Origin of the sequence: Streptomyces mutomycini (assembly GCF_001700505.1) — a bacterium.
GTDB classification, from domain to species: Bacteria; Actinomycetota; Actinomycetes; order Streptomycetales; family Streptomycetaceae; genus Streptomyces; species Streptomyces mutomycini.
Genome location: NZ_MAPV01000096.1, coordinates 1 through 23,137 on the forward strand (window position 1 = coordinate 1; position 23,137 = coordinate 23,137).

Here is a 23,137-nt window from a genome sequence, read left to right on the forward strand (position 1 = left end):
GCCGCCGAGCAGGCCGCCGAGGATGATGCCGCCCAGCACGGCGCCGCTCGTCCCGCCTCCGCCGCGCGGGCCGCCGAAACCGCTCCGGTCGTGATAGCCGCCCACGTCCTGCTCGGCCAGGCTCCTCGCCTGGGTGGCCAGGGAGTCCGCCCGCTGTGCCTCGGCCAGGGCGCCCCGGGGGTCGTCCGCCTCGGACAGCCGCCCGGCGCTCTCCCACCGCCGCTGGGCCTCCGCGAGCCGGGTGCGCGCCTGGCTGCCGACCGCGCCCCGGTTGGTGCTGATGTAGTCCGCGGCGGCACCGATCGCCGCCCGTGCGGTGAGCATCGCCCCGTCGAGCAGCGAACGCGCCCGTCGGCCGCCCTGCTCCTGCTCACGGGCCCCGGCGAGCGCCTCGTCCAGCGCGGCGTCGGCGTCCTCCACCCTGCGCAGCGCGTCGACCGGGTCGTACGTGCCCGAGCCGAGCTCGCCCTTCACCGCACCGACCACCGTCTCTGCGCGGGCGACCCGGCCCCGCAGATCCGCGGTCGGCGTACCCTCCGGGGTGCCTTCGAGCAGCCCTTCGGCGTCGGCCAGGTCCGTCTCCGTCTCGGTGAGCGCGCCCGGCAGCCTGTCCGCAGCCTCGGCCAGCTCCCCGGCCCGCCGGCCGACCGCGTCCACGAGGGTGGACACCTGCTCGACCGCGCCCTCGGCGGCACGGACGTGGACCGCGGCGCGGGCGTTGTCGTCGCTGTCCACGGCCTGGCGCGCCTGGTTGAGGGTGGAGGTGGCGAAGACCAGCCGGTCCTTGGCCTGTTCGACGTCCTCGGCGGCGGGAGCGACCGCCGTCTCCGCGTACCGGTCCCGCATCGCGCGGATGGCCGTCTCCGCGGCGGCGACGCGTGCGATCAGCTCGCGGTACGTGGTCTCGGCGGTGGCCACGGCCTGCGGGGCGGTCTGTTCGAGGGCGCGCAGCCGGTCGAAGTCCTCGGACATGGCGTCCAGGCGGCTATTGGCGTCCGTGCAGCGGCTGATGATCTCGTCGAGCATCCGCCGCCGCGTCGCGTCGTCCTCGGGAATGGCGTCGTCCAGCTGCTGCCGCAGCCGGAAGGCCTCGGTCAGCCCGGTCCTGGCGTGCTGGACCGCCTCGGCGAACGCCGCTGCGGCCTCCTCGCCGAACTGGGCCGTCGCGAAGCCGAGTTCCTCCTCGCTGGTGCGCACGGCGTCGTCCGTGTCGACGAGGTCCTCCTTCGCCCGCGCGTCGAGCTCCGGCAGCGGGACCGGCGGTTCGGCCTTCGCCCCGGCCTCGCCGCCCCAGCCGCCCGCCGCCGGGGTGGTCCGGGTCCTCGTACGGCGTCTGCGGCGGGTGAAGGCGAAGGCGGCGACGGCCCCCGCGACGACGACCACGGCCAGGGGCACGATCAGGCCGGCCGAGGCGCCGTCGCCGGAACCGGCACCGGGGTCCGCGGCGCCAGGCGTGATGGCGGGGGCGGGGACGGGGTCCCCGGCCAGCACCGCGGCGTAGCCGTCGGCGGCGCCGATCGCGGCTCCCGCCCAGTCGTTCTGCCGGAGTGCCGCCTCGACAGCCGTGTCCGCCACGTTCTGGAGCTGGGCGTCCGTGAGGCGTGACCCCTGGTCCACGGAGTAGGCGTACTGCCGGTCGTGCGTGGCCACGGCCAGCAGCACGTCCTCCTGGCCCAGGCCGTTGCGGTTCGCGGTCTCGTCGGTCCATGCCTGGGCGTCGCGGCCGGAGAAGTCACGGACGTACGCCACGAAGAGCTGCACCCGCTGCTCTTCGAACAGGCGGTCGAGTGCGGCCTCGGTCTGCGGCTCGCGGTCGCCCAGTGCCCCCACCTTGTCGGTGATCTGCCCTTCGCGGGACAGGGTGACGGGGTCCTCGGCCCGGGCGCCCGGGGTGCCCGGGCCGGTGATCCAGAGCAGCGCTGTGAGGGCAGCGAAAAGGATCCTGCCGGGTATCGAAGGCCGGGACATCCCGGTACGGCTCGCAGGCGGCGTCACATTTGGGAGGCTATGTCCGCCCACTGTCGCCCGCGACCCGGCAACAGCGGCTCCAGTTCCGCGCCGTCCGCCGATCCGGCCGGCCCACCCGCCCCACCACGGCCCCCTGGCAGTCTCCGGACTCCTGGGCTGACCGCCGTCCGGGCGGAGCGGGGCCGCGCGGGTGATATCCGCGGCCGCAGCGGGCGCGTCTGCCTCCTCCCGCGCGTGCACGTGCGTTCAGTGGATCAGCGAACAAGTCTGATCAACTGCAAATGCCACCAGTACGCATCATCCGGTCCCTTCCGGTACGGGGTGGACCGGGCCGGCCCCGGAGGTAACAGCCATGGCCCACGTCGGCGTCCCACGCGGGACGGCCCGAAAGCGCCGCTCGGTCGCGCTCCTGGCGACAGGTGTGCTCACGATCCCGGTACTGGCGGGCTGTTCCTCGGACAGCGAGGGCCCCACCTCGGTGGCCGCCCCGCAGGACATCGCGCCGGCCTCCCGGGACCGGGTCACCGAGGGCTCCACCGTCACGTGGGCGATCGACGGGGTGCCCGCCACCCTCAACGCATTCCAGGCCGACGCCGACAGCGCCACCACGCGGATCACCGGCGCCCTGCTGCCCTCCCTCTTCCCCATGGACGCGAAGGGGGAGCCCAGGCTCAACCCCGACTACCTGGAGTCGGCGAAGGTCATCGGGCAGGAGCCCAAGCAGGTCGTCCTCTACAAGCTCAACCAGCAGGCCGTGTGGAGCGACGGCCGCGAGATCGGCGCCCCCGACTTCGTCGCCCAGTGGCGCGCGCTGAGCGGCAAGGACTCGGCCTTCTGGACCGCGCGCAACGCGGGATACGAGCGGATCGAGAAGATCGAGCGCGGCAAGGACGATCTGCAGGTCCGGGTCACCTTCTCCAAGCCCTACGCCGACTGGCGCTCGCTGTTCTCACCGCTGTACCCGAAGGAGGTGACCGGATCCCCGGGCACCTTCAACGACGGCGCCCGGACCACCCTCGAGAACACCGCCGGACCGTTCCGGCTGCGCAGCGTGAACAAGCCCGAGGGGTCGGTCGTGCTCGACCGGAACCCGCGCTGGTGGGGCAACGAGGCCAAACTCGAATCCCTGGTCTTCCGCGCGGTCGAGCCGGAGGACCGGACCGACGCGCTGACCGAGGGCGCGGTGGACGTCGCCGACATCGACCCGGCCACGGCGAACAGCATCGCCCTCGCGGCCCGCTACCGCAGCGGCAAGGGCGGGCCGCCCGCACATGGACCGGGATCCGACAGCACCCCGGCCTCCGCCCTGCGGTCCTGGGCGCTGGCCCACGGCTCGGACGAGGAGGCCGCCGAGGCGGCGCAGGCCGCCCGCGAGGAGACCCGGGAAGCCATCGCGGTGTACGCCGCCGAGCAGAAGTCGCTGAACGGTTTCGCCGTGCGCAAGTCCCTGGAGCCCGCCTACACGCAACTCGCGCTGAACGGGGAGTCCGGGCCCCTCTCCGACGACCGGGTGCGCCGCGCCATCGCCCGGACCCTGGACCGGCAGGAACTCGCCGACGCGGTGCTGGGGCCGCTCGGCCTGCCCGCGAAGCTGCCCGGCAGCCACCTGGCCCTGGCCGGACAGCCGGGCTACAAGGACAGCAGCGGCGCGCTCGGCGAACAGGACACCAAGGAGGCCCGGGCGCTGCTGGCCGACGCCGGATGGACCCCGGGCGGCGCCGTCCGCAGGACCGAGGACACGAAGGCCGGCAGCGAGGCCGAGGAGAAGGGGAGGGCCGGCAAGGCCGAGCAGAAGGAGAAGGACGAGAAGGCGGAGAAGACGGACAAGGCCGAGAAGGCCGAGAAGGACGACAAGGCGTCCCACGACGAGGGGATGTACGTCGTCGGCGACGAGAAGCCGGGCGACGGCCCGGCCGGCGACGGCGAGGTCACCGCCCAGGACAAGCAGGCCGGCGGAGCCCGGGGCGCCTACGCCCCCACGGGGACCCCCGCACCGGCCCCCGCCTCGGTCAAGGACCGCCTCGGCAAGGCCGGCAAGCCCCTGAGCCTCCGCTTCGTCCTGCCCTCGGGCCCCGGATCGCAGTCGCTGCGCACCGTCGGGGAGAAGATCGTCGAGATGCTCGACTCGATCGGCATCACCACGCAGGTCACCAAGGTCGACGACGACAGCTACTTCAAGGACCACATCGCGTCCGGCGACTACGACCTGGCGCTGTACTCCTGGCCCGCCACCGCCTACCCGGCGACCGACGGCCGTCCGATCTTCGCCAAGCCGGAGCCCGCCTCCGACGGCTCGCTGCTGGTCGAGCAGAACTACACCAGGGTCGGCTCCGACCACATCGACCAGCTCTTCGACCGGGCGGTCTCCGAGCTCGACGCCAACGCGTCGAGGGACCTGCTGAAGCAGGCGGACGCCCGGATCTGGGCCGCCGCAGGATCGATTCCGCTGTATCAGAGGCCACAGCTGGTCGCCGTCGACAAGAAGCTGGCGAACGTCGGCGCCTTCGGCTTCGCCGCACCCCGCTACGAGGACATCGGATTCACCGCGCGACAAGCGGCAGGTTCCACCGCGAATCGGAAGAAGTAGCAGGTCAAGGCCACGTTCAAAGCTCAGATACAGCTCAATTCCCTTGCCCGCCGGAGGCCCGGCGGGCAAGGTGGTGTCCGCCCAGACCCGGGCCGACTCGTCTTCTCACACCCCTTGCCGTCCGGCCTTCCACCGGCTGGGCGATGACGCAATACCGTCTGAATATCGTCTGAATTGTGGCTGTAGTCCTGTCGTGCGGATCGGGCCGGGAAGCCCCGGGCCCCTCGGGCCCGTACCATTGGACGAGCCGTGGCGTGCCGCCCGGCGGGCGTACGAGGACTCGAAGACCGACTGAGACGCCTGATCCCACGATCCGAGAGAAGCGCAAGCCACCCATGCCCACGCGCCACGACATCCGTAACGTAGCCATTGTCGCCCACGTCGACCACGGCAAGACCACGCTGGTCGACGCCATGCTCAAGCAGGCGGGCGCCTTCGCCGCGCACGCCGCCGAGAACCTCGACGAACGCATGATGGACTCGAACGACCTGGAGCGTGAGAAGGGCATCACGATCCTCGCCAAGAACACGGCGGTGAAGTATCACCCCAAGGACGGCGGGGACCCGATCACGATCAACATCATCGACACCCCCGGCCACGCCGACTTCGGCGGCGAGGTCGAGCGCGGTCTGTCGATGGTGGACGCGGTCGTCCTCCTCGTAGACGCCTCCGAGGGCCCGCTGCCCCAGACCCGCTTCGTCCTGCGCAAGGCGCTCGACGCCAAGCTTCCGGTCATTCTCTGCATCAACAAGACGGACCGTCCGGACTCCCGGATCGCAGAGGTCATCGACGAGACCTACGACCTCTTCCTGGACCTGGACGCCGACGAGGACCAGATCGAGTTCCCGATCGTCTTCGCCTGCGCCCGTGACGGCGTCGCGTCGCTGACCAAGCCCGAGGACGGCACCGTCCCGCCGGACAGCGACAGCCTGGAGCCGTTCTTCACGACGATCCTCTCCACGGTCCCGGCCCCCGAGTACGACGAGGCCGCCCCGCTGCAGGCCCACGTCACCAACCTGGACGCCGACAACTTCCTCGGCCGTATCGCGCTCTGCCGCGTCGAGCAGGGCGAGCTGCGCAAGGGCCAGACGGTCGCGTGGATCAAGCGCGACGGCACGGTGTCCAACGTCCGTGTCACCGAGCTCCTGATGACCGAGGCGCTCACCCGTCTGCCCGCCGAGAAGGCGGGCCCCGGTGACATCTGCGCCGTCGCCGGTTTCCCGGACATCATGATCGGCGAGACCCTGGCCGACCCCGAGAACCCGATCGCGCTCCCGCTGATCACGGTCGACGAGCCCGCCATCTCGATGACCATCGGTACGAACACCTCGCCGCTCGTCGGCAAGGGCGGCAAGGGCCACAAGGTCACCGCCCGCCAGGTGAAGGACCGTCTGGACCGCGAGCTCATCGGTAACGTCTCGCTCCGCGTCCTGGACACCGAGCGCCCGGACGCCTGGGAGGTCCAGGGCCGTGGTGAGCTCGCGCTGGCCATCCTCGTCGAGCAGATGCGCCGTGAGGGCTTCGAGCTGACGGTGGGCAAGCCGGAGGTCGTCACCAAGCAGATCGACGGCAAGACGCACGAGCCGATCGAGCGCATGACCATCGACTCGCCCGAGGAGCACCTCGGTGCCATCACGCAGCTGATGGCGACCCGCAAGGGCCGCATGGAGACCATGACGAACCACGGTTCGGGCTGGGTCCGCATGGAGTGGATCGTTCCGTCCCGCGGCCTCATCGGCTTCCGTACGGAGTTCCTGACGCAGACCCGCGGCACGGGCATCGCGCACTCCATCTTCGAGGGCCACGAGCCGTGGTTCGGCGAGCTGCGCACCCGTCACAACGGCTCGCTGGTCGCCGACCGGTCGGGCTCGGTGACGCCGTTCGCGATGGTCAATCTCCAGGAGCGCGGTGTCATCTTCACCGAGGCCGGCACCGAGGTCTACGAGGGCATGATCATCGGCGAGAACTCCCGCGCCGACGACATGGACGTGAACATCACCAAGGAGAAGAAGCTCACCAACATGCGTGCGGCGTCCGCGGACACCACGGAGAACGTGGTCCCGGCCCGCAAGCTCTCGCTGGAGCAGTCCCTGGAGTTCTGCCGCGAGGACGAGTGCATCGAGGTGACCCCGGAGACCGTGCGCATCCGCAAGGTCGTCCTGGACGCGAAGCAGCGTGGCCGCACGGCCTCGCGCGCCAAGAACGGCTGAGCCGACCGGAGCGCCCTACGGGCGTACGGCTGAGGCCCGGCTCCCCACGTACGGCGTGGGGGGCCGGGCCTTTCCCTTGCGTGTCACCGCCGTCAGGCTTGTGGATTCGCATACGCAACGGAGATGAGGTGCGAGGCGTTGCGGGGCGGTGGCGGAGGGCACGCCGGCGCCGGCGGCTCCCTGCCGGGAGCGGCACGACGCTCAACCCGGCGGCCGTCAGGACGGGGCGCTGCCGGCCGCTCGCCCGGTCACGCAGGCGCGCTCCTGGTGGCCCCCGGTCCCGACGGACCGGCGGGGCGCTCGGGCGTCCCGGCGGACCACTCCGCACCCGCCGGTGCGCAACCCGTTTTTCCCGCCCAGGGCGTCCGGATATCGTGCACGGTTCACCGGAGCGTGTGTTAACGGTCCGTTTCGGGCGTGTCTGTCTAGGATCACTTTGTCCGAATTTTGACCATCCGGGGTCTCCTGATGTTGTCAAACCGAGACCCTTTAAGTGTGGTTTACGGCCCGAGTGTGCTCAATAGTTGGCTCAGTTGAGCTCGGGTCAACGGGTCACGCACTGCGAAGGTGTCGGCTCGCGAGCACACGGTGTGTCCCTCTTCCCGTCGTCAGGGGTGTCGGCGGGGAGCAGGTGCCGCAACTGTTTTACGTGGACTCACGAGGAGGAACCCATGTGCGCCGCTCTGGGTATTAACGCGGTCGAGCCGTCCGGTACGGCACGCCCGCACGGTTTCGTACATCTCGGCTCACCCGGTCCTGTGGCCGGCGACGTCTGACGGCGTTCCGGCCCGTCCCACTCGCTCTACGCGCGTCCCGGGAGTGAAACCCACTCCTGTTGGCGCTCCTTCGACTGTCGAGTCCTGAGGTAATGCCCTGCAGGCGGACAGTCGCGCTGCCGCACCCGGTCACAGGATGCGGCCGTCTCCGAGGGGCCGCCACACAGCAGGCATGACGCAGTGAGTGAACCGAACTCAACCGCGCGGCCTGACCGGGCGCCGGTACCCGACATTTGTGAATGGACGCATCATGACCAGTCCAATCGAGGCCGAGGACGCCACGGCCTCTGTCGCCTTGGACGACGAGACCCCGGCGAAGAGCAAGGCCGTTGAGACCGACGCTCCCGTCGGCCGCTCCCCGGGCCAGCTGATGTGGATGCGCTTCAAGCGCGACCGCACCGGCATGATCACCGCGGTCGTAGTGCTCTTCTACTTCGTCATTGCGGCGCTCGCCCCGGTGATCTCCAGCCTGTACGGCAAGGACCCGTACACGCTCTACGCGCAGGAGCCGGACTACCCGTTCCTGCTCGACGACTTCGCCATGCCCTCGGGCTCCTTCGGCGGAATCTCCGGGGAGTTCTGGTTCGGTGTCGAACCGAACCTGGGCCGGGACGTGTTCACCATGCTGCTCTACGGCATGCGGACGTCGCTGTACATGGCCCTGATCCTGACGGTGTTCAGCGTCCTCACGGGCGTGATCATCGGCATGGTGGGCGGGTACTTCGGAGGGAAGGTCGACTACTGGCTCGGCCGGACCACCGACTTCTTCCTCTCCTTCCCGAGCCAGCTCTTCTTCATCGCCTTCATGCCCGTCGTGACCGCGCTGTTCGTCTCACCGACGGACGAGACGCCCACGTACATGCGGGCCGTCGCGATCCTCCTGGTGATGTGGTTCCTCGGCTGGATGGGCATGGCCCGTCTGGTCCGCAGCTCCGTGCTCTCCCTGCGTGAGCGGGAGTTCGTGGAGGCGGCCAAGGTCTCGGGCGCCTCGCGCTGGCGGATCGTGCGCAAGGAGATCCTGCCGAACATCGTGACCCCGATCCTGGTGCAGGGCACATACACCCTTCCCAGCTCCATCCTGAGCATCGCGTTCCTCTCCTTCGTCGGTGTCGGCTTCGTCGAGCCGACGCCGGACTGGGGCCGGATGTTCGCCATCGGCGCCGAGATCTACGAGCAGGATCCGGCGTTCATGTTCTTCCCGGGCATCGCCATGGTGGTTTTCGTTCTGTGCTTCAACCTCCTTGGTGACTCGGTCCGGGACGCGTTCGACCCCAAGACCGGACGGTGACGTCCATGGGCGGGGGTGGCTGCCGCCCTCGCACCGGGCAACCGGACGGTCAGGCAGCACTTCTCTGGATAACAACCGACAGGTAGGTGCACAGAGCATCATGAATCCCATTCGATCGCGTTCCGCACGCGTCATCGTCGTCGCAGCCGCTGCCGGCTCGCTGGCGCTCACCGGCTGCTCGAAGGACAGTGGCAAGGACGCAAAGGACGAGTCCAAGTCCCAGAAGGACGCCGCGTCCCAGTCGAAGCCTGTCGTCTACGGCGAGGCTGCCGCGTCGAACGGCCCGGCGGCCGAGGTCCCGGGTGCCAAGCCCGGCGGCACCATCAACATCTACACGCAGTCCGACCTGTCCCACATGGACCCGGGTCAGATCTACGTGAGCGACGCCGGCCAGTTCGCCAACCTGGTCCACCGCAAGCTGACGAACTACCAGGAGGACGACAAGGGCAACCTGACGGTCGTCGGTGACATCGCCACCGACGCCGGCAAGTCCTCCAACGGCGGCAAGACCTGGACGTACACGCTGAAGGACGGCATCAAGGACGAGGATGGCAACGCCATCACCTCGGCCGACGTCCGTCACACCTTCGAGCGTCAGTACTCGAAGGTCATCTTCGACGGCCCGTCCTTCGTCCAGACCTGGCTCTCCGGCTCGGACTACCGCAAGGCGCTGCCGGACGGCCCGTACAAGGGCAAGCACCTGCCCGACAGCGTGCTGTCGACGCCGGACGAGAAGACGATCGTCTTCAACTTCGACAAGCCCCGCCCGGACCTGCCGCAGGCGCTCTCCATGGCCGGTTACGCCATCGTTCCCGAGAAGGCGGACACCAAGGAGAAGTACGACAAGGCCCCCAAGGCCCTTGGCCCGTACAAGATCGCCGAGTACAAGTCCGGCAAGTCCCTGAAGCTGGTCAAGAACACCAACTGGGACCCGAAGACGGACTCCGTCCGCCACCAGTACGTGGACGGTTACGACTTCACCACCACGATCGACCAGCCCAGCCAGACCAAGCGTCTGATCGCCGACCAGGGCGAAGCGAAGAACGCCATGCAGTTCACGGACTCCGTGGACCCGGCCCAGACGTCCTCCGTGATCCGTGACGCGTCCGTCAACAAGCGCACGATCAAGGGCTACCAGCCCTACGTGTGGCAGATGAGCTTCAACCTGGACCGCCTCAAGGACAAGAAGGTCCGGGACGCGATCACCTACGCGATCCCGAACCAGTCCATGATCCAGGCTGACGGCGGCAAGTACGGCGGCGAGCTGGCCGGCGGTCTGTTCGCGCCGACCCTGCCGGGCTACGACGCGACGTACGACCCGTTCGGCAAGCTGAAGAAGCCCAACGGTGACCCGGCCAAGGCCAAGGCGCTGCTGAAGGAGGCGGGTGTCGCGAAGGGAACGAAGCTCACCTACGCCTACTCCAACACCCCGCGTGGCCAGAAGCAGATGGTCATCATCAAGGACGCGCTGGCCAAGATCGGCTTCGACGTCCAGGCCAAGGAGATCGACCGCGCGACCTTCTACGAGCAGATCGGCAAGGTCGACAACGGCTTCGACCTGTACATGACCGGTTGGGGTCAGGACTGGGCCTCCCAGTCCACCGTCGTCACCCCGGTCTACGACGGCACCCTGGTCGCCGACGGTCAGCCGAACTACTCCCACATCAACGACTCCAAGGTCAACAGCCTCATCCAGGAGGCGCTGGTCCTTGAGCCGGAGGCCGCGGCCAAGAAGTGGGAAGAGGCGCACAAGCGCATCGTCGAGGAGATCAACCCGGCCGCCCCGGTCTACTACTCGAAGCAGCTCCAGCTCTTCGGTTCCAACATCGGTGGCGCTCGCTACAGCACCAACTCGAGCTACATCGACATCAACCGTCTGTACCTGAAGAAGCCGTAACACCTCAGATCGGCTACTCCGTGGGGGTGCGCGCCAGGCGGAGCGCACCCCCACGGACCCCTCCTTACAACCCGCCGCTTCCGAAGAGAGCAGCCTCCCGCGATGCTTCAGTTCCTCATCCGCAGGTTGACCGGCGCAGTCGTCATCATGTTCCTGATCGGCGCCTTCACGTTCTTCCTGTTCTACACAATCCCTCAGGACTTCGCCCAGCTCTCCTGCGGCAAGAACTGCTCGCCGGAGAACATTGCGGTCATCCGTGAGAACCTCGGCCTGGACAAGCCCATCACCACGCAGTTCTGGGAGTTCATGCGCGGTATCGTCGCCGGCCGTGACTTCGCCGTCGGACACTGCGCGGCACCGTGCCTGGGACAGTCCTTCAGCACGGGCGACTTCGTGTGGGACTCGATCATGGACCGGTTCCCGCTGACGCTGTCGCTGACCGTCGGCGCCCTGGTGATCTTCCTGGTGATCGGCCTCGGCTCGGGTCTGCTCGCGGCCTGGAAGCGCGGTACCGCCCTGGACAAGGCTGTCAGTGGCGCCTCGATGGTGCTCAGCTCGTTCCAGATCTACTTCCTCGGTCCGATCGTCCTCGGCCTCTTCGTCTACAGCACCGGCTGGATGGAGAACCCGAAGTACGTCCCGTTCCTCGACAACCCGGTCGACTGGGCCGTCGCCCTGCTGATCCCGTGGGCCGTCATGGCGACGATCTTCACGGCCCAGTACACGCGTATGTCGCGCTCCACGATGATCGAGCAGCTCCAGGAAGAGCACGTCCGCACCGCGCGCGCCAAGGGCATGCCGCAGCGGTACGTCTTCTTCCGCTACGCCTGGCGAGGTTCGCTCGCCCCGATCGTCACCATCCTCGGCATGGACCTCAGCGGACTCCTCGCCGGTGGTGTGGTCACCGAGTTCACCTTCGACCTCGCGGGCATCGGGCGTCTCGCCGTGGAGTCCTCGCTGACCAAGGACCTTCCGGTGACCATGGGGGTGATGCTGTTCGGAGCCTTCTTCATCCTCGTCCTGAACATCATCGTCGACCTCGCATACGCCTACATCGACCCGCGCGTGCGCCTCGCCTAGGAGAACGACCGTGACCACACTGACCAAGACCGAAGACACACCGGCCCCGACCGGGCCGGAGGCCTTCCTCTCGGTACGCGACCTGCGGGTGCGGTTCTCCACCGAGGACGGCGTCGTCAAGGCGGTAGACGGGCTCTCTTTCGATGTCGAGCGGGGCAAGACGCTCGGCATCGTGGGTGAGTCGGGTTCCGGCAAGTCCGTGACCAACCTGGCCGTTCTCGGGCTGCACAACCCCCAGAGTTCGAGCGTCACGGGAGAGATCCTGCTGGACGGCAAGAACCTGATCGCGGCCTCCGAGAAGGAGATGGAGCGGATCCGCGGCAACCGGGCCGCGATGATCTTCCAGGACCCCCTGACGGCGCTCTCGCCGTACTACACCGTCGGAAGACAGCTCGCCGAGCCGTTCCGCAAGCACACGGGTGCCTCGCGCAAGGAGGCCAAGGCCAGGGCCATCGAGATGCTGACCAAGGTCGGTATCCCGCAGCCCGCCCTGCGCTTCGACGACTACCCGCACCAGTTCTCCGGTGGTATGCGCCAGCGCGCCATGATCGCCATGTCGCTGATGTGCAACCCCGATCTGCTGATCGCGGACGAGCCGACCACCGCGCTCGACGTGACGGTGCAGGCGCAGATCCTCGACCTGCTCAAGGACCTGCAGCAGGAGTTCGGCTCCGCGATCATCTTCATCACCCACGACCTCGGGGTCATCGCCAACATGGCGGACGACCTGCTGGTGATGTACGCGGGCAGGGCCGTCGAGCGCGGCACCGTCCGCGAGGTGCTCCAGCAGCCCAAGCACCCCTACACCTGGGGCCTGCTGAGCTCGATGCCGCGTCTGGGCGGTGACATCAACGAGGCGCTCATGCCGATCCCCGGCTCGCCTCCGAGCCTTCTCAACCCGCCTTCGGGCTGCCCGTTCCACCCGCGTTGCGCCTTCACCGAGAAGGTCGACGGGGAGCGGTGCAGCGGTGAGCGGCCGTTGCTGGCCGAAGGCCGGGCGGCAGCCTGCCACTTGACGCCGGAGCAGAAGCGCACGATCTTCATCGACGACATCAAGCCCCGGCTGGGCTAGGAGAGACGCAGAGACATGAGTGAAAACGTCACTCTGCCTGAACAGCAGGGTTCCTCGGACGGTGTTCGTGAACGCCGCGAACTGCTCTCGGTCGAGGGCATGGCCATGCATTTCCCGATCTACGGAGGCTTCCCTTTCAAGCGTCAGGTCGGCGCCGTCAAGGCCGTCGACGGCATCGACCTCTCGGTGTACGAGGGCGAGAGCCTCGGCCTCGTCGGCGAGTCCGGCTGCGGTAAGTCGACCACCGGAAGGATGATGACCCGCCTGCTGGAGCCGACCGGCGGGAAGATCACCTACCGGGGCCAGGACATCACCCACGCCGGCCGCCGGCAGCTGGCCCCGATCCGGTCCGAGATCCAGATGATCTTCCAGGACCCGTACTCGTCGCTGAACCCGCGGCAGACCGTCGGCACCATCATCAAGAGCCCGATGGAGGTCAACGGCGTCAACCCGTCCGGTGGCCGGGAGAACCGGGTGCGGGAACTGCTGGAACTCGTCGGGCTGAACCCCGAGCACTACAACCGGTTCCCGCACGAGTTCTCCGGCGGCCAGCGCCAGCGCATCGGGGTGGCGCGCGCCCTCGCGCTCCAGCCGAAGCTGATCGTGGCGGACGAGCCGGTATCGGCCCTGGACGTCTCCATCCAGGCGCAGGTGGTGAACCTCCTGCAGAAGGTCCAGCGGGAGATGGGCATCGCCTTCGTCTTCATCGCCCACGACCTGGCCATCGTCCGGCACTTCTCGGAGCGGGTGGCCGTGATGTACCTGGGCAAGGTGGTGGAGGTCGCCGACCGCGACTCCCTGTACAACCGGCCCAGGCACCCCTACACCCACGCCCTGCTGTCGGCCGTGCCCGAGGCGGACGTGGACAGCGCGAGCAAGGAGCGGATCCGGCTCGAGGGTGACGTGCCCTCGCCCGTCAATCCGCCGTCGGGCTGCCGCTTCCGTACCCGTTGCTGGAAGGCCCAGGACAAGTGTGCGACGGATGAGCCGCCGCTGGTCCAGATCTCCGGCAACCGCGAGGGTCACCTGACGGCCTGCCACTTCCCGGAGGACCCGACGACCGAGAAGACCGGCGCGGACATCGTTCTCGACCCCGCGCTCGCGCAGCTCGAGAAGACGGCGGACACCGAGTAGCCGCAGACTCCGGCCGCAGGTCCGGGGGGCCGGGACGCTTCAGGCGTCCCGGCCCCCCGGACGTGTTTCCGGAGGCCGTCGGAGCAGCTCCCCCGGAGCACGGGGCCCGGCCGCCACGGACGGCCGCGGTGAACATGCGACGGAATAGCTGATGGGGTGATATGGGGCATTGAGTAATCAAGGGACCCTAGGAGGCACTCCATGCGCGGAGCCACACGAGCCAGGTGGGCCGTATGCGCCGCAGCCGTCGCCCTGACGGCCACGGCCTGCGGCGGCGGGGACAGCGGTGGCGGCGGTGGCGCCGACGGGATCGTGAGCTCCTCCTGGGGCGATCCGCAGAACCCGCTGGAGCCGGCTAACACCAACGAGGTGCAGGGCGGCAAGGTCCTCGACATGGTCTTCCGCGGACTCGTCCGGTACGACCCCAAGACCGGCGAGGCCCAGAACGAGATCGCCGAGAAGATCGAGTCGAAGGACTCGCAGAACTTCACCATCACGATCAAGGACAACTGGACCTTCAGCAACGGTGAGAAGGTCACCGCGAAGTCCTTCGTCGACGCGTGGAACTACGGTGCCGCGCTGAAGAACAACCAGAAGAACGCCTACTTCTTCCAGTACATCGACGGCTACGACAAGGTCCATCCCGAGTCCGGCAGCGCGTCCGCCGCCACCCTCTCCGGCCTCAAGGTGGTCAACGGCACGACCTTCACGGCCAAGCTGTCGCAGAAGTTCTCGCTCTGGCCCGACACCCTCGGCTACGCGGCCTTCGTGCCGCTGCCCAAGGTCTTCTACACCGATCACGACGCCTGGCTCTCCAAGCCGGTCGGCAACGGTCCCTACACCATCGAGGAGTACGCCAAGGGCTCGTCGATGAACCTGCGCAGGTGGGACGACTACCCCGGCGCGGACAAGGCGCAGAACGGCGGCATCGACCTCAAGGTCTACACCGACAACAACACCGCCTACACCGACCTGACCGCGGGAAACCTCGACCTGGTCGACGACGTGCCGGCCTCGCAGCTCAAGAACGTGAAGGCGGACCTGGGCGACCGGTACATCAACACACCCGCCGGCATCATCCAGACGCTCTCCTTCCCGTTCTACGAGAAGGTCTGGGACACCCCCGACGCGGTCAAGGTCCGCAAGGGCCTGTCGATGGCGATCAACCGCGACCAGATCACCGACCAGATCTTCCAGAAGACCCGTACCCCCGCATCCGACTGGACCTCACCGGTCCTCGGCGAGGAAGGCGGTTTCAAGGAGGGCCTGTGCGGCTCCGCGTGCGAGTACGACAAGGCGGAGGCCAAGAAGCTGATCGAGGAGGGCGGCGGCATCCCCGGCGGACAGCTCAAGATCTCGTACAACGCCGACACCGGCTCCCACAAGGAGTGGGTCGACGCGGTCTGCAACAGCATCAACAACGTCATGGGGAACAACAAGGCGTGCGTCGGCGGGCCCGTCGGCACCTTCGCCGACTTCCGCAGTCAGGTCTCCACCCAGAAGCTGACCGGAGCCTGGCGCGCGGGCTGGCAGATGGACTACCCGCTCATCCAGAACTTCCTGCAGCCGCTCTACTACACCAACGCCCCGTCCAACGACGGCAAGTGGAGCGACCAGAAGTTCGACGACCTGGTCGACAAGGCCAACGCGGAGAGCGACAAGGCCAAGGCGGTCACCACGTTCCAGGACGCCGAGAAGGTCCTCGTCGAGCAGATGCCCGTCATCCCGCTCTGGTACCAGAACGGCAGCGCGGGCTATTCGGACAGGGTCGAGAACGTCTCGCTGAACCCCTTCAGCGTCCCGGTGTACGACCAGATCAAGGTCAAGTGACCCCCTGAAGCCGGGGGCCGGTGCGGCGTCCCGCACCGGCCCCCGGCTTTCCGGTCCGTCCGCCCGTTCGCCCAGGGGTGTCCTGCCGGTCAGGCCGGATCAGGAGCGGTGCCTGACCGGCAAGACACCCCCTCGACCCCCGGAGCCCCTCATGGGACGTTATGTGATCCGGCGGCTGCTGCAGATGATCCCCGTCTTCTTCGGCACCACGCTGCTGATCTTCCTCATGGTGTACGTGATGGGCGACCCCATCGCGGGCCTCTGCGGCGACCGCCAGTGCGACCCCGCGACCGCCGCCCAGCTGCGTGCCGAGTTCGGCCTCGACAAGTCGGTCTGGCATCAGTACCTGTCCTACATGGGGAACATCTTCACCGGTGACTTCGGCACTGCCTTCAACGGGCAGAAGGTCACGGAGCTGATGGCCACAGCCTTCCCCATCACCATCCGGCTCACCGTCGTCGCGATCGTGTTCGAGATCGTCATCGGCATCAGCCTCGGCGTCGTCACCGGACTGCGCCGCGGCCGGCCCGTCGACACCGGGGTGCTGATCCTGACCCTGGTCGTCATCGCCGTACCGACGTTCGTCACCGGCCTCCTGCTCCAGCTCCTCCTCGGTGTGGAGTGGGGCATCATCAAGCCGTCCGTCTCATCCGAGGCGCCGCTCGACGAACTCATCGTGCCCGGACTCGTCCTGGCCTCCGTCTCCCTGGCCTACGTCACCCGGCTCACCCGGACCTCGATCGCCGAGAACGCCCGCGCCGACTACGTCCGCACCGCCGTCGCCAAGGGCCTGCCCCGGCGCCGGGTGGTCGTGCGGCACCTGCTGCGCAACTCCCTCATCCCCGTCGTCACCTTCATCGGTACCGATGTGGGCGCCCTGATGGGCGGGGCGATCGTCACCGAGCGCATCTTCAACATCCACGGGGTCGGCTACCAGCTCTACCAGGGCATCCTGCGCCAGAACTCCCAGACCGTCGTCGGGTTCGTCACCGTCCTCGTCCTCGTCTTCCTGGCGGCGAACCTGATCGTCGACCTCCTGTACGCCGTACTCGACCCGAGGATCCGCTATGCCTGAGCAGAAGCCGTGGGACGAGACGACGGGCAGCGGAGCGATCTCCGGGGCCGGGGCCGGCGGGGCCATGGACCTCGCCGTGGACGAGGGCACGACGCTGGAGAAGACGCCAGGCGGCCCGGAAGGCACCGGGCCCGCGGGCAAGCCGCGCAGCCTGTGGTCCGACGCCTGGCGGGACCTGCGCCGCAACCCGGTGTTCATCGTCTCCGGACTGATCATCCTCTTCCTGGTGGTCATCTCGATCTGGCCGTCCCTGATCGCGGACCAGGACCCGCTCAACTGCGACCTGGCCAAGGCCCAGGAGGGCTCCCGGCCCGGACACCCCTTCGGCTTCGACGGGCAGGGCTGCGACGTCTACACCCGCACCGTCTACGGCGCGCGCACCTCGGTGGCCGTCGGCGTCCTGTCCACCCTCGGGGTCTCGCTGCTCGGCGGCGTGCTGGGCGGTCTCGCCGGTTTCTTCGGCGGGGGATGGGACGCCGTGCTCTCCCGCATCACGGACATCTTCTTCGGCATCCCGGTGGTCCTCGGCGGACTGGTCTTCCTGTCCGTCGTCGCCAGCTCCACCGTCTGGCCCGTGATCGGCTTCATCGTGCTGCTGGGCTGGCCCCAGATCGCCCGTATCGCACGGGGCTCCGTCATCACCGTCAAGCAGAACGACTACGTCCAGGCCGCCAGGGCACTGGGCGCCTCGAACTCGCGGATGATGCTGCGCCACATCGCGCCCAACGCCATCGCCCCCGTCATCGTCGTCGCGACCATCGCCCTGGGGACGTTCATCTCGCTGGAGGCGACCCTCTCGTACCTCGGTGTCGGCCTGAAACCGCCGGCTGTCTCCTGGGGCATCGACATCTCCGCCGCCTCCCAGTACGTCCGTAACGCGCCGCATATGCTGTTGTGGCCCGCCGGCGCGCTGGCCGTGACCGTGCTCGCGTTCATCATGCTCGGCGACGCGGTGCGCGACGCCCTCGACCCCAAGCTGCGCTGAGGAGCCCGCTGCCATGTTGCTCGAAGTGCGCGATCTGCACGTGGAGTTCCACACCCGGGACGGGGTGGCCAAGGCCGTCAACGGGGTCAACTACTCGGTGGCCGAGGGCGAGACGCTCGCCGTCCTCGGCGAGTCCGGTTCGGGCAAGTCCGTCACCGCCCAGGCGATCATGGGGATCCTCGACATGCCGCCGGGAAAGATCCGCGGGGGCGAGATCTTCTTCAGGGACCGCGACCTGCTGAAGCTCAAGCCGGAGGAACGCCGCAGGATCCGTGGCCAGGAGATGGCCATGATCTTCCAGGACGCGCTGTCCTCCCTGAATCCGGTGCTGAGCGTCGGCCAGCAGCTCGGCGAGATGTTCGTCGTGCACCGCGGGATGTCCCGGGGCGACGCCAAGGTCAAGGCCATCGAGCTGATGGACCGGGTGCGCATCCCGGCCGCCCGGCAGCGCGTCGGTGACTTCCCGCACCAGTTCTCCGGCGGTATGCGCCAGCGCATCATGATCGCGATGGCGATGGCACTCGAACCCTCCCTGATCATCGCCGACGAACCCACCACAGCCCTCGACGTGACCGTCCAGGCCCAGGTGATGGACCTGCTCGCCGAGCTCCAGCGCGAGCTCAACATGGGGCTCATCCTCATCACCCACGACCTCGGAGTGGTCGCCGACGTCGCCGACAGGATCGCGGTGATGTACGCCGGCCGGATCGTGGAGACCTCGCCCGTGCACGAGATCTACAAGGCGCCCGCCCACCCGTACACCAAGGGCCTGCTCCGCTCGATCCCGCGTCTGGACCAGAAGGGCCAGGAGCTGTACGCGGTCAAGGGACTGCCGCCCAACCTGCTCCACATCCCACCCGGCTGCGCCTTCCACCCGCGCTGCCCCATGGCCCAGGCCGTGTGCCGTACGGACGTCCCGCCGCTCTACACGGTGGACGAGGAACGCCGGAGCGCCTGCCACTTCTGGAAGGAGACGCTCGATGAACGCTGAGGACACGGGACGCGAGGGCGTCGCAGGGGGCTCCACGCTGCTCTCCGAGGCACGGGAGGCGGGCCGTGAGCGGCCGTACGCCGAGGGCGACCCGATCCTCGAGGTGCGCGGCCTGGTCAAGCACTACCCGCTGACCCGGGGCATCCTCTTCAAGAAGCAGATCGGGGCGGTCAAGGCCGTCGACGGGGTGGACTTCGACCTGGCGGCCGGCGAGACGCTCGGCATCGTGGGGGAGTCCGGCTGCGGCAAGTCGACCGTCGCCAAGATGCTGGTGCACCTGGAGCCGCCCACCGGGGGCGTGATCCGCTACAGGGGCGAGGACGTCACGAAGCTGTCCGGCCGCGCGCTGAGAGCCGTACGCCGCAACATCCAGATGGTGTTCCAGGACCCGTACACCTCGCTGAACCCGCGGATGACGGTCGGCGACATCATCGGGGAGCCCTACGAGATCCACCCCGAGGTGGCGCCCAAGGGGAGCCGCCGGCAGAAGGTCCAGGACCTGCTCGACGTCGTCGGTCTGAACCCGGAGTACATCAACCGCTATCCGCACCAGTTCTCCGGCGGTCAGCGCCAGCGCATCGGGATCGCCCGCGGCCTCGCGCTCAACCCCGAGATCATCGTCGCGGACGAACCGGTCTCCGCGCTCGACGTGTCGGTCCAGGCCCAGGTCGTCAACCTGCTGGACAGGCTGCAGGCCGAATTCGACCTGAGCTTCCTGTTCATCGCGCACGACCTGTCCATCGTCCGGCACATCTCCGACCGGGTCGGCGTCATGTACCTCGGCCGGATCGTCGAGATCGGCACGGACGAGGAGATCTACGACCACCCGACGCACCCCTACACCCAGGCGCTGCTGTCGGCCGTCCCGGTGCCCGACCCGACGGCCCGTGAGCACCGCGAACGGATCATCCTGCACGGTGACGTGCCCTCCCCGGCGAACATCCCGTCCGGCTGCCGCTTCCGCACCCGCTGCTGGAAGGCGCAGGAGAGGTGCCGGCTCGAGGTGCCGCTGCTGGCCGTGCCGGCGGTCTTCCGTGACTCGGAGACACCGGCCCGGCACGACTCGGCCTGCCACTTCGCCGAGGAGAAGCAGGTGGTGCCGCACGAAGGACTGCGGGAGACGCCGGCAGAGGACGAGGGGCCGTCGTCCCCGTCCTCGTCCCCGTTCTCGTCCTCGTCACCGAGCGACGAGGGACCACCACCGTCCCCGTCACCGGGCAGGGACGACCGGAGCGCCGAGGGGCCCGGTCTCGGCTGAAAAAGAACGATAAAAGGCCCTCAGATCCGTTAACACAGAGGCAACTTGATCGTCGCTGCACCGATATACGAACGTCCCACCATGAAGAGCGTACGGCCGTGCGGGTGCCGTGAACCGGCCGGGGCGTTCATCACGTCGCCCCGGCCGGTTTCCCGTTCCCGTCCCGCCCCACAGGTCCTCTTGTCCATCGGCGGACCGCGGTGGAGTATCGCTGGGGTGATACTCACACGGGGAGCCAGAATCACCGGAGCTGTGCTCTGCGCCGTGCTCGCGGCCGTGGTCGCGGGCTGGATCGTGCGGGATCTCCGCGCCGTCGGCGATCCGCTCGCCCTGCTGCGCTACTGGGCCGGCTACATGGACGGATGGCCGAGGGAGCTGCCTGCCACCCTGCAGTCCGATCCCGTGCTGCTCGTCGTGTACGTCATCGCCCTGATCGCCGCGCTGCGCTCCTCGGTCGCCGCGTCCGCGCTGGTCACCACCGGACTGGTCACACTCCTCCTGCGGCTGCCGGGCGTCTGGACCATCGGCTCGTCCTGGATGGACGGGCGGTTCAGCGACGAGCTGCGCACGCGCGCCCTCGTCGGCACCTTCGTCACCCTCGCCGCGGGCCTCGCGCTCGTCATCACCGGAGCCGCCGGCCGCAGACAGCCCGAGGACTCCTACGAGCCGCGGCCCACCCGGCCCGGACGTGGGGCCGGGGTCACGGCCTTCCTGGTCCTCGGCGCCTCGGGGGCCGTCATGATCGCCTGGGAGGTCCGCCAGCTCTTCACGCTGCCCGACCAGGTCTATCCCGGCTGGTTCATCGGCGGGGAGGCCCTCACGCTCGGGCTGACCGCCACGCCGCCCGGCTGGAGCAGCGTGGCACTCGGGGCGGTCTGCCTGGTGGTGGCGTGGGCCGCCCTCCTCCGCGCCGTCCACTCGCGCCCGCTCGGCATGACCGCCGCCGGATTCCTGCTGGTCGCCGGCGGCTGCGGGATTGCCCGGGCTCTTCACCACGGGTGGCTTGAACACTTCGGCGAGGTGCCGACCGAGCAGAAGTTCGTCATCCTCACCTCTTTCCTCCTCGCCTGCGCCGGGGCGACAGCGCTGCTCGTCCTGGCGCGCGGGGGTTCCGAGAACACCGAAGGACAGGGCCAGGGGTACGGCGGCTACGGCTACCCGCAGGGCGGAGCCACGGGGTACGGCTACCCGCGGGGAGGGGCGCCCGGTTACGGCTACCCGCAGGGAGGGGCGCCCGGCCAGGGCTACCCGCAGGGAGGGGCGCCCGGCTACGGCTATCCGCAGAGCGGCGGCGGAGGTACCCCGCCGCCGCCCGCGTCCCCGCCGCCCGGCTGGTGACGCGGCCTACGGCCGGGGCAGCCCCAGGGACCGCCTGAGGAAGTCCACCTGGAGCAGCAGCAGATTCTCGGCCACCTGCTCCTGCGGGGTCATGTGCGTCACCCCGCTCAGCGGCAGCACCTCGTGAGGGCGTCCGGCGGACAGCAGGGCGGACGAGAGCCGCAGCGCGTGGGCGACCACCACGTTGTCGTCGGCGATGCCGTGGACGATCATCATGGGCCGCACCTGGCCGGCCGGTTCGGACAGCCCCTCGTCGGTCACCAGGGAGTTGCGGGCGTACACCTCGGGCTGCTTCGCCGGGTCGCCGAGATAGCGCTCGGTGTAGTGGGTGTCGTAGAGCCGCCAGTCCGTCACCGGTGCGCCGACCACGGCCGCGTGGAAGACGTCGGGGCGCCGCAGTACCGCGAGCGCGGAGAGATAGCCGCCGTACGACCAGCCGCGCATCGCCACCTTCGAGAGGTCCAGGGGGAAGCGGCCGGCCAGCGCGTGCAGCGCCTCGACCTGGTCGTCGAGCGTCAGGGTGAAGTCGTCCCGTACCGCCTTCTCCCAGCCGGGCGAACGTCCCGGCGCGCCCCGGCCGTCCGCGACGACCACGGCGAAACCGTGGTCGGCGAACCACTGGGACGTGAGGTGCGGATTGTGGGCGGCGACCACCCGGCGGCCGTGCGGGCCGCCGTAGGGATCCATCAGGACCGGAAGCGGGCCGTCGGATTCTTTGTAGCCGGTGGGGAGCAGCACGGCGCACGGGATCCGCCGTGCGCCCCCCTCCGTCAGCTGGACCCTCGCGGTCAGGACCGGCTCCTGTGCGAGACTGGCCACGGTGGCGACCCTCTTTCCGTCCCGCAGCACCTGTACGGCCGTCCCGGGGTACTCCAGGGACGCCGACACCAGCACCGTCACGCCGCCCGCGCGCACCGCGGAGTGCACCCCCGCGCCCTCGCTGACGCGCTCCACGCCCAGCTCGTTGACCCGGTACACATGGCTCTGGCCGGTCTCCGGGTCGGCGGCGTCCTCGCCCGCGGTCGCCTGCACCAGGATGTCCGACGCCCCGATGTCCAGGACCGACTGGATGTGCAGCTGGCCGCCGGTCAGAGGCCGGTCACCGACCGAGAGGACCCGTGCGCCCCCCTCGTCGGCGACCCGTACGAGACGCCCGTCGGGCGCCCAGGCGGGCACTCCGGAGAAGAGGTCGAGCCACACGTCGTCCTCGTCGACATGCACCGTGCGGGTCGCGCCGCTCTCCGTGTCGACGGCCAGATACCGCTGGCTGCGCTGGTCACGGGCCTGCACCAGCAACAGCGGGGCGCCGTGCGAGGACCAGTGCACCCGCGCCAGATAGGGAAAGCGGGACCGGTCCCAGAGGACCTCCGTGCGGTTCCCGTCCAGATCCGTCAGGAAGAGCCGCACCTCGGCGTCGGCCGTCCCCGCCGCCGGATAGCGCACCTCCGCGGGCTTGTTCCCGGGGTGTGCGGGATCGGCGATCCACCACCGCTGTACGGCGCTGTCGTCGACCCGGGCGACCAGCAGGCGGTCCGAGTCCGGCGACCACCAGAAACCGCGGTAGCGGCCCATCTCCTCGGCCGCGACGAACTCCGCCAGGCCGTAGGAGGTGTGGGCGTCCTCCGGTTCGGCGACCGGCCGGTCGCCG

The 23,137-nt window shown here is 69.0% G+C and carries 15 protein-coding genes; 13 read left to right on the forward strand and 2 right to left on the reverse strand.

Going from position 1 to position 23,137, the window contains the following annotated elements:
• Positions 1-1,968, reverse strand: a 1,968-nt coding sequence (locus BFF76_RS15130) for a TPM domain-containing protein (RefSeq protein WP_065848426.1), incomplete at its 3' end; no start/stop codon positions are given.
• Between the two features lie 352 nt (positions 1,969-2,320).
• Between BFF76_RS15130 and BFF76_RS15135 the strand changes: the two genes are divergently transcribed.
• From BFF76_RS15135 to BFF76_RS15195, 13 genes are all read left to right on the forward strand, one after another.
• Entirely contained in the window at positions 2,321-4,555 is a 2,235-nt protein-coding gene (locus tag BFF76_RS15135; protein WP_065848427.1) for an ABC transporter family substrate-binding protein, read from the forward strand.
• A 335-nt stretch (positions 4,556-4,890) separates the two neighbouring features.
• Positions 4,891-6,765: a translational GTPase TypA gene (gene typA, locus BFF76_RS15140; protein WP_031091690.1), complete on the forward strand. Its 1,875-nt coding sequence runs from the start codon at positions 4,891-4,893 to the stop codon at positions 6,763-6,765.
• Between the two features lie 1,026 nt (positions 6,766-7,791).
• On the forward strand, positions 7,792-8,829 hold the full coding sequence (locus BFF76_RS15145; protein WP_031091689.1) for an ABC transporter permease: 1,038 nt from the start codon (positions 7,792-7,794) through the stop codon (positions 8,827-8,829).
• Between the two features lie 100 nt (positions 8,830-8,929).
• Positions 8,930-10,726 (forward strand): ABC transporter substrate-binding protein, encoded by a 1,797-nt coding sequence (locus BFF76_RS15150; RefSeq protein WP_031091688.1) that lies wholly within the window; start codon positions 8,930-8,932, stop codon positions 10,724-10,726.
• Positions 10,727-10,828: 102 nt separating this feature from the next.
• Positions 10,829-11,806, forward strand: coding sequence for an ABC transporter permease (locus tag BFF76_RS15155; protein WP_031091687.1), 978 nt, complete (start codon positions 10,829-10,831; stop codon positions 11,804-11,806).
• Positions 11,807-11,816: 10 nt separating this feature from the next.
• Entirely contained in the window at positions 11,817-12,878 is a 1,062-nt protein-coding gene (locus BFF76_RS15160) for an ABC transporter ATP-binding protein (protein WP_031091686.1), read from the forward strand.
• 15 nt (positions 12,879-12,893) lie between these two features.
• On the forward strand, positions 12,894-14,012 hold the full coding sequence (locus tag BFF76_RS15165) for an ABC transporter ATP-binding protein (protein WP_031091685.1): 1,119 nt from the start codon (positions 12,894-12,896) through the stop codon (positions 14,010-14,012).
• Between the two features lie 201 nt (positions 14,013-14,213).
• A complete protein-coding gene (locus tag BFF76_RS15170; RefSeq protein ID WP_053930397.1) occupies positions 14,214-15,842 on the forward strand; it encodes a peptide ABC transporter substrate-binding protein in 1,629 nt (542 codons plus the stop codon).
• 151 nt (positions 15,843-15,993) lie between these two features.
• Positions 15,994-16,917 (forward strand): ABC transporter permease, encoded by a 924-nt coding sequence (locus tag BFF76_RS15175; protein WP_031091683.1) that lies wholly within the window; start codon positions 15,994-15,996, stop codon positions 16,915-16,917.
• The gene (locus BFF76_RS15180) at positions 16,910-17,902 is read left to right on the forward strand and encodes an ABC transporter permease (protein WP_031091682.1); all 993 of its coding nucleotides are present in this window, start codon (positions 16,910-16,912) and stop codon (positions 17,900-17,902) included. The genes BFF76_RS15175 and BFF76_RS15180 overlap by 8 nt, the downstream gene beginning before the upstream one ends.
• Before the next feature lie 13 nt (positions 17,903-17,915).
• Positions 17,916-18,893 carry an ABC transporter ATP-binding protein gene (locus BFF76_RS15185; protein ID WP_065848428.1) on the forward strand — a complete coding sequence of 326 codons (978 nt, stop codon included), beginning with the start codon at positions 17,916-17,918 and terminating at the stop codon, positions 18,891-18,893.
• Complete coding sequence (locus BFF76_RS15190; protein ID WP_244167284.1) at positions 18,883-20,151, forward strand: ABC transporter ATP-binding protein; 1,269 nt, start codon at positions 18,883-18,885, stop codon at positions 20,149-20,151. The genes BFF76_RS15185 and BFF76_RS15190 overlap by 11 nt, the downstream gene beginning before the upstream one ends.
• Positions 20,152-20,367: 216 nt before the next feature.
• The gene (locus BFF76_RS15195) at positions 20,368-21,489 is read left to right on the forward strand and encodes a hypothetical protein (protein ID WP_065848429.1); all 1,122 of its coding nucleotides are present in this window, start codon (positions 20,368-20,370) and stop codon (positions 21,487-21,489) included.
• A gap of 6 nt (positions 21,490-21,495) precedes the next feature.
• On the opposite strand, the gene BFF76_RS15200 is transcribed toward BFF76_RS15195, so the two are convergent.
• On the reverse strand, positions 21,496-23,137 hold a 1,642-nt coding region (locus BFF76_RS15200), incomplete at its 5' end, for a S9 family peptidase (RefSeq protein WP_065848430.1).

Excerpts from the sequence above, each read along its gene's own strand:
- BFF76_RS15135 (WP_065848427.1), top strand. The coding sequence starts at position 2,321 with ATGGCCCACGTCGGCGTCCCACGCGGGACGGCCCGAAAGCGCCGCTCG.
- typA (WP_031091690.1), top strand. The coding sequence starts at position 4,891 with ATGCCCACGCGCCACGACATCCGTAACGTAGCCATTGTCGCCCACGTC.
- BFF76_RS15145 (WP_031091689.1), top strand. The coding sequence starts at position 7,792 with ATGACCAGTCCAATCGAGGCCGAGGACGCCACGGCCTCTGTCGCCTTG.
- BFF76_RS15150 (WP_031091688.1), top strand. The coding sequence starts at position 8,930 with ATGAATCCCATTCGATCGCGTTCCGCACGCGTCATCGTCGTCGCAGCC.
- BFF76_RS15155 (WP_031091687.1), top strand. The coding sequence starts at position 10,829 with ATGCTTCAGTTCCTCATCCGCAGGTTGACCGGCGCAGTCGTCATCATG.
- BFF76_RS15165 (WP_031091685.1), top strand. The coding sequence starts at position 12,894 with ATGAGTGAAAACGTCACTCTGCCTGAACAGCAGGGTTCCTCGGACGGT.
- BFF76_RS15170 (WP_053930397.1), top strand. The coding sequence starts at position 14,214 with ATGCGCGGAGCCACACGAGCCAGGTGGGCCGTATGCGCCGCAGCCGTC.
- BFF76_RS15175 (WP_031091683.1), top strand. The coding sequence starts at position 15,994 with ATGGGACGTTATGTGATCCGGCGGCTGCTGCAGATGATCCCCGTCTTC.
- BFF76_RS15180 (WP_031091682.1), top strand. The coding sequence starts at position 16,910 with ATGCCTGAGCAGAAGCCGTGGGACGAGACGACGGGCAGCGGAGCGATC.
- BFF76_RS15185 (WP_065848428.1), top strand. The coding sequence starts at position 17,916 with ATGTTGCTCGAAGTGCGCGATCTGCACGTGGAGTTCCACACCCGGGAC.
- BFF76_RS15190 (WP_244167284.1), top strand. The coding sequence starts at position 18,883 with ATGAACGCTGAGGACACGGGACGCGAGGGCGTCGCAGGGGGCTCCACG.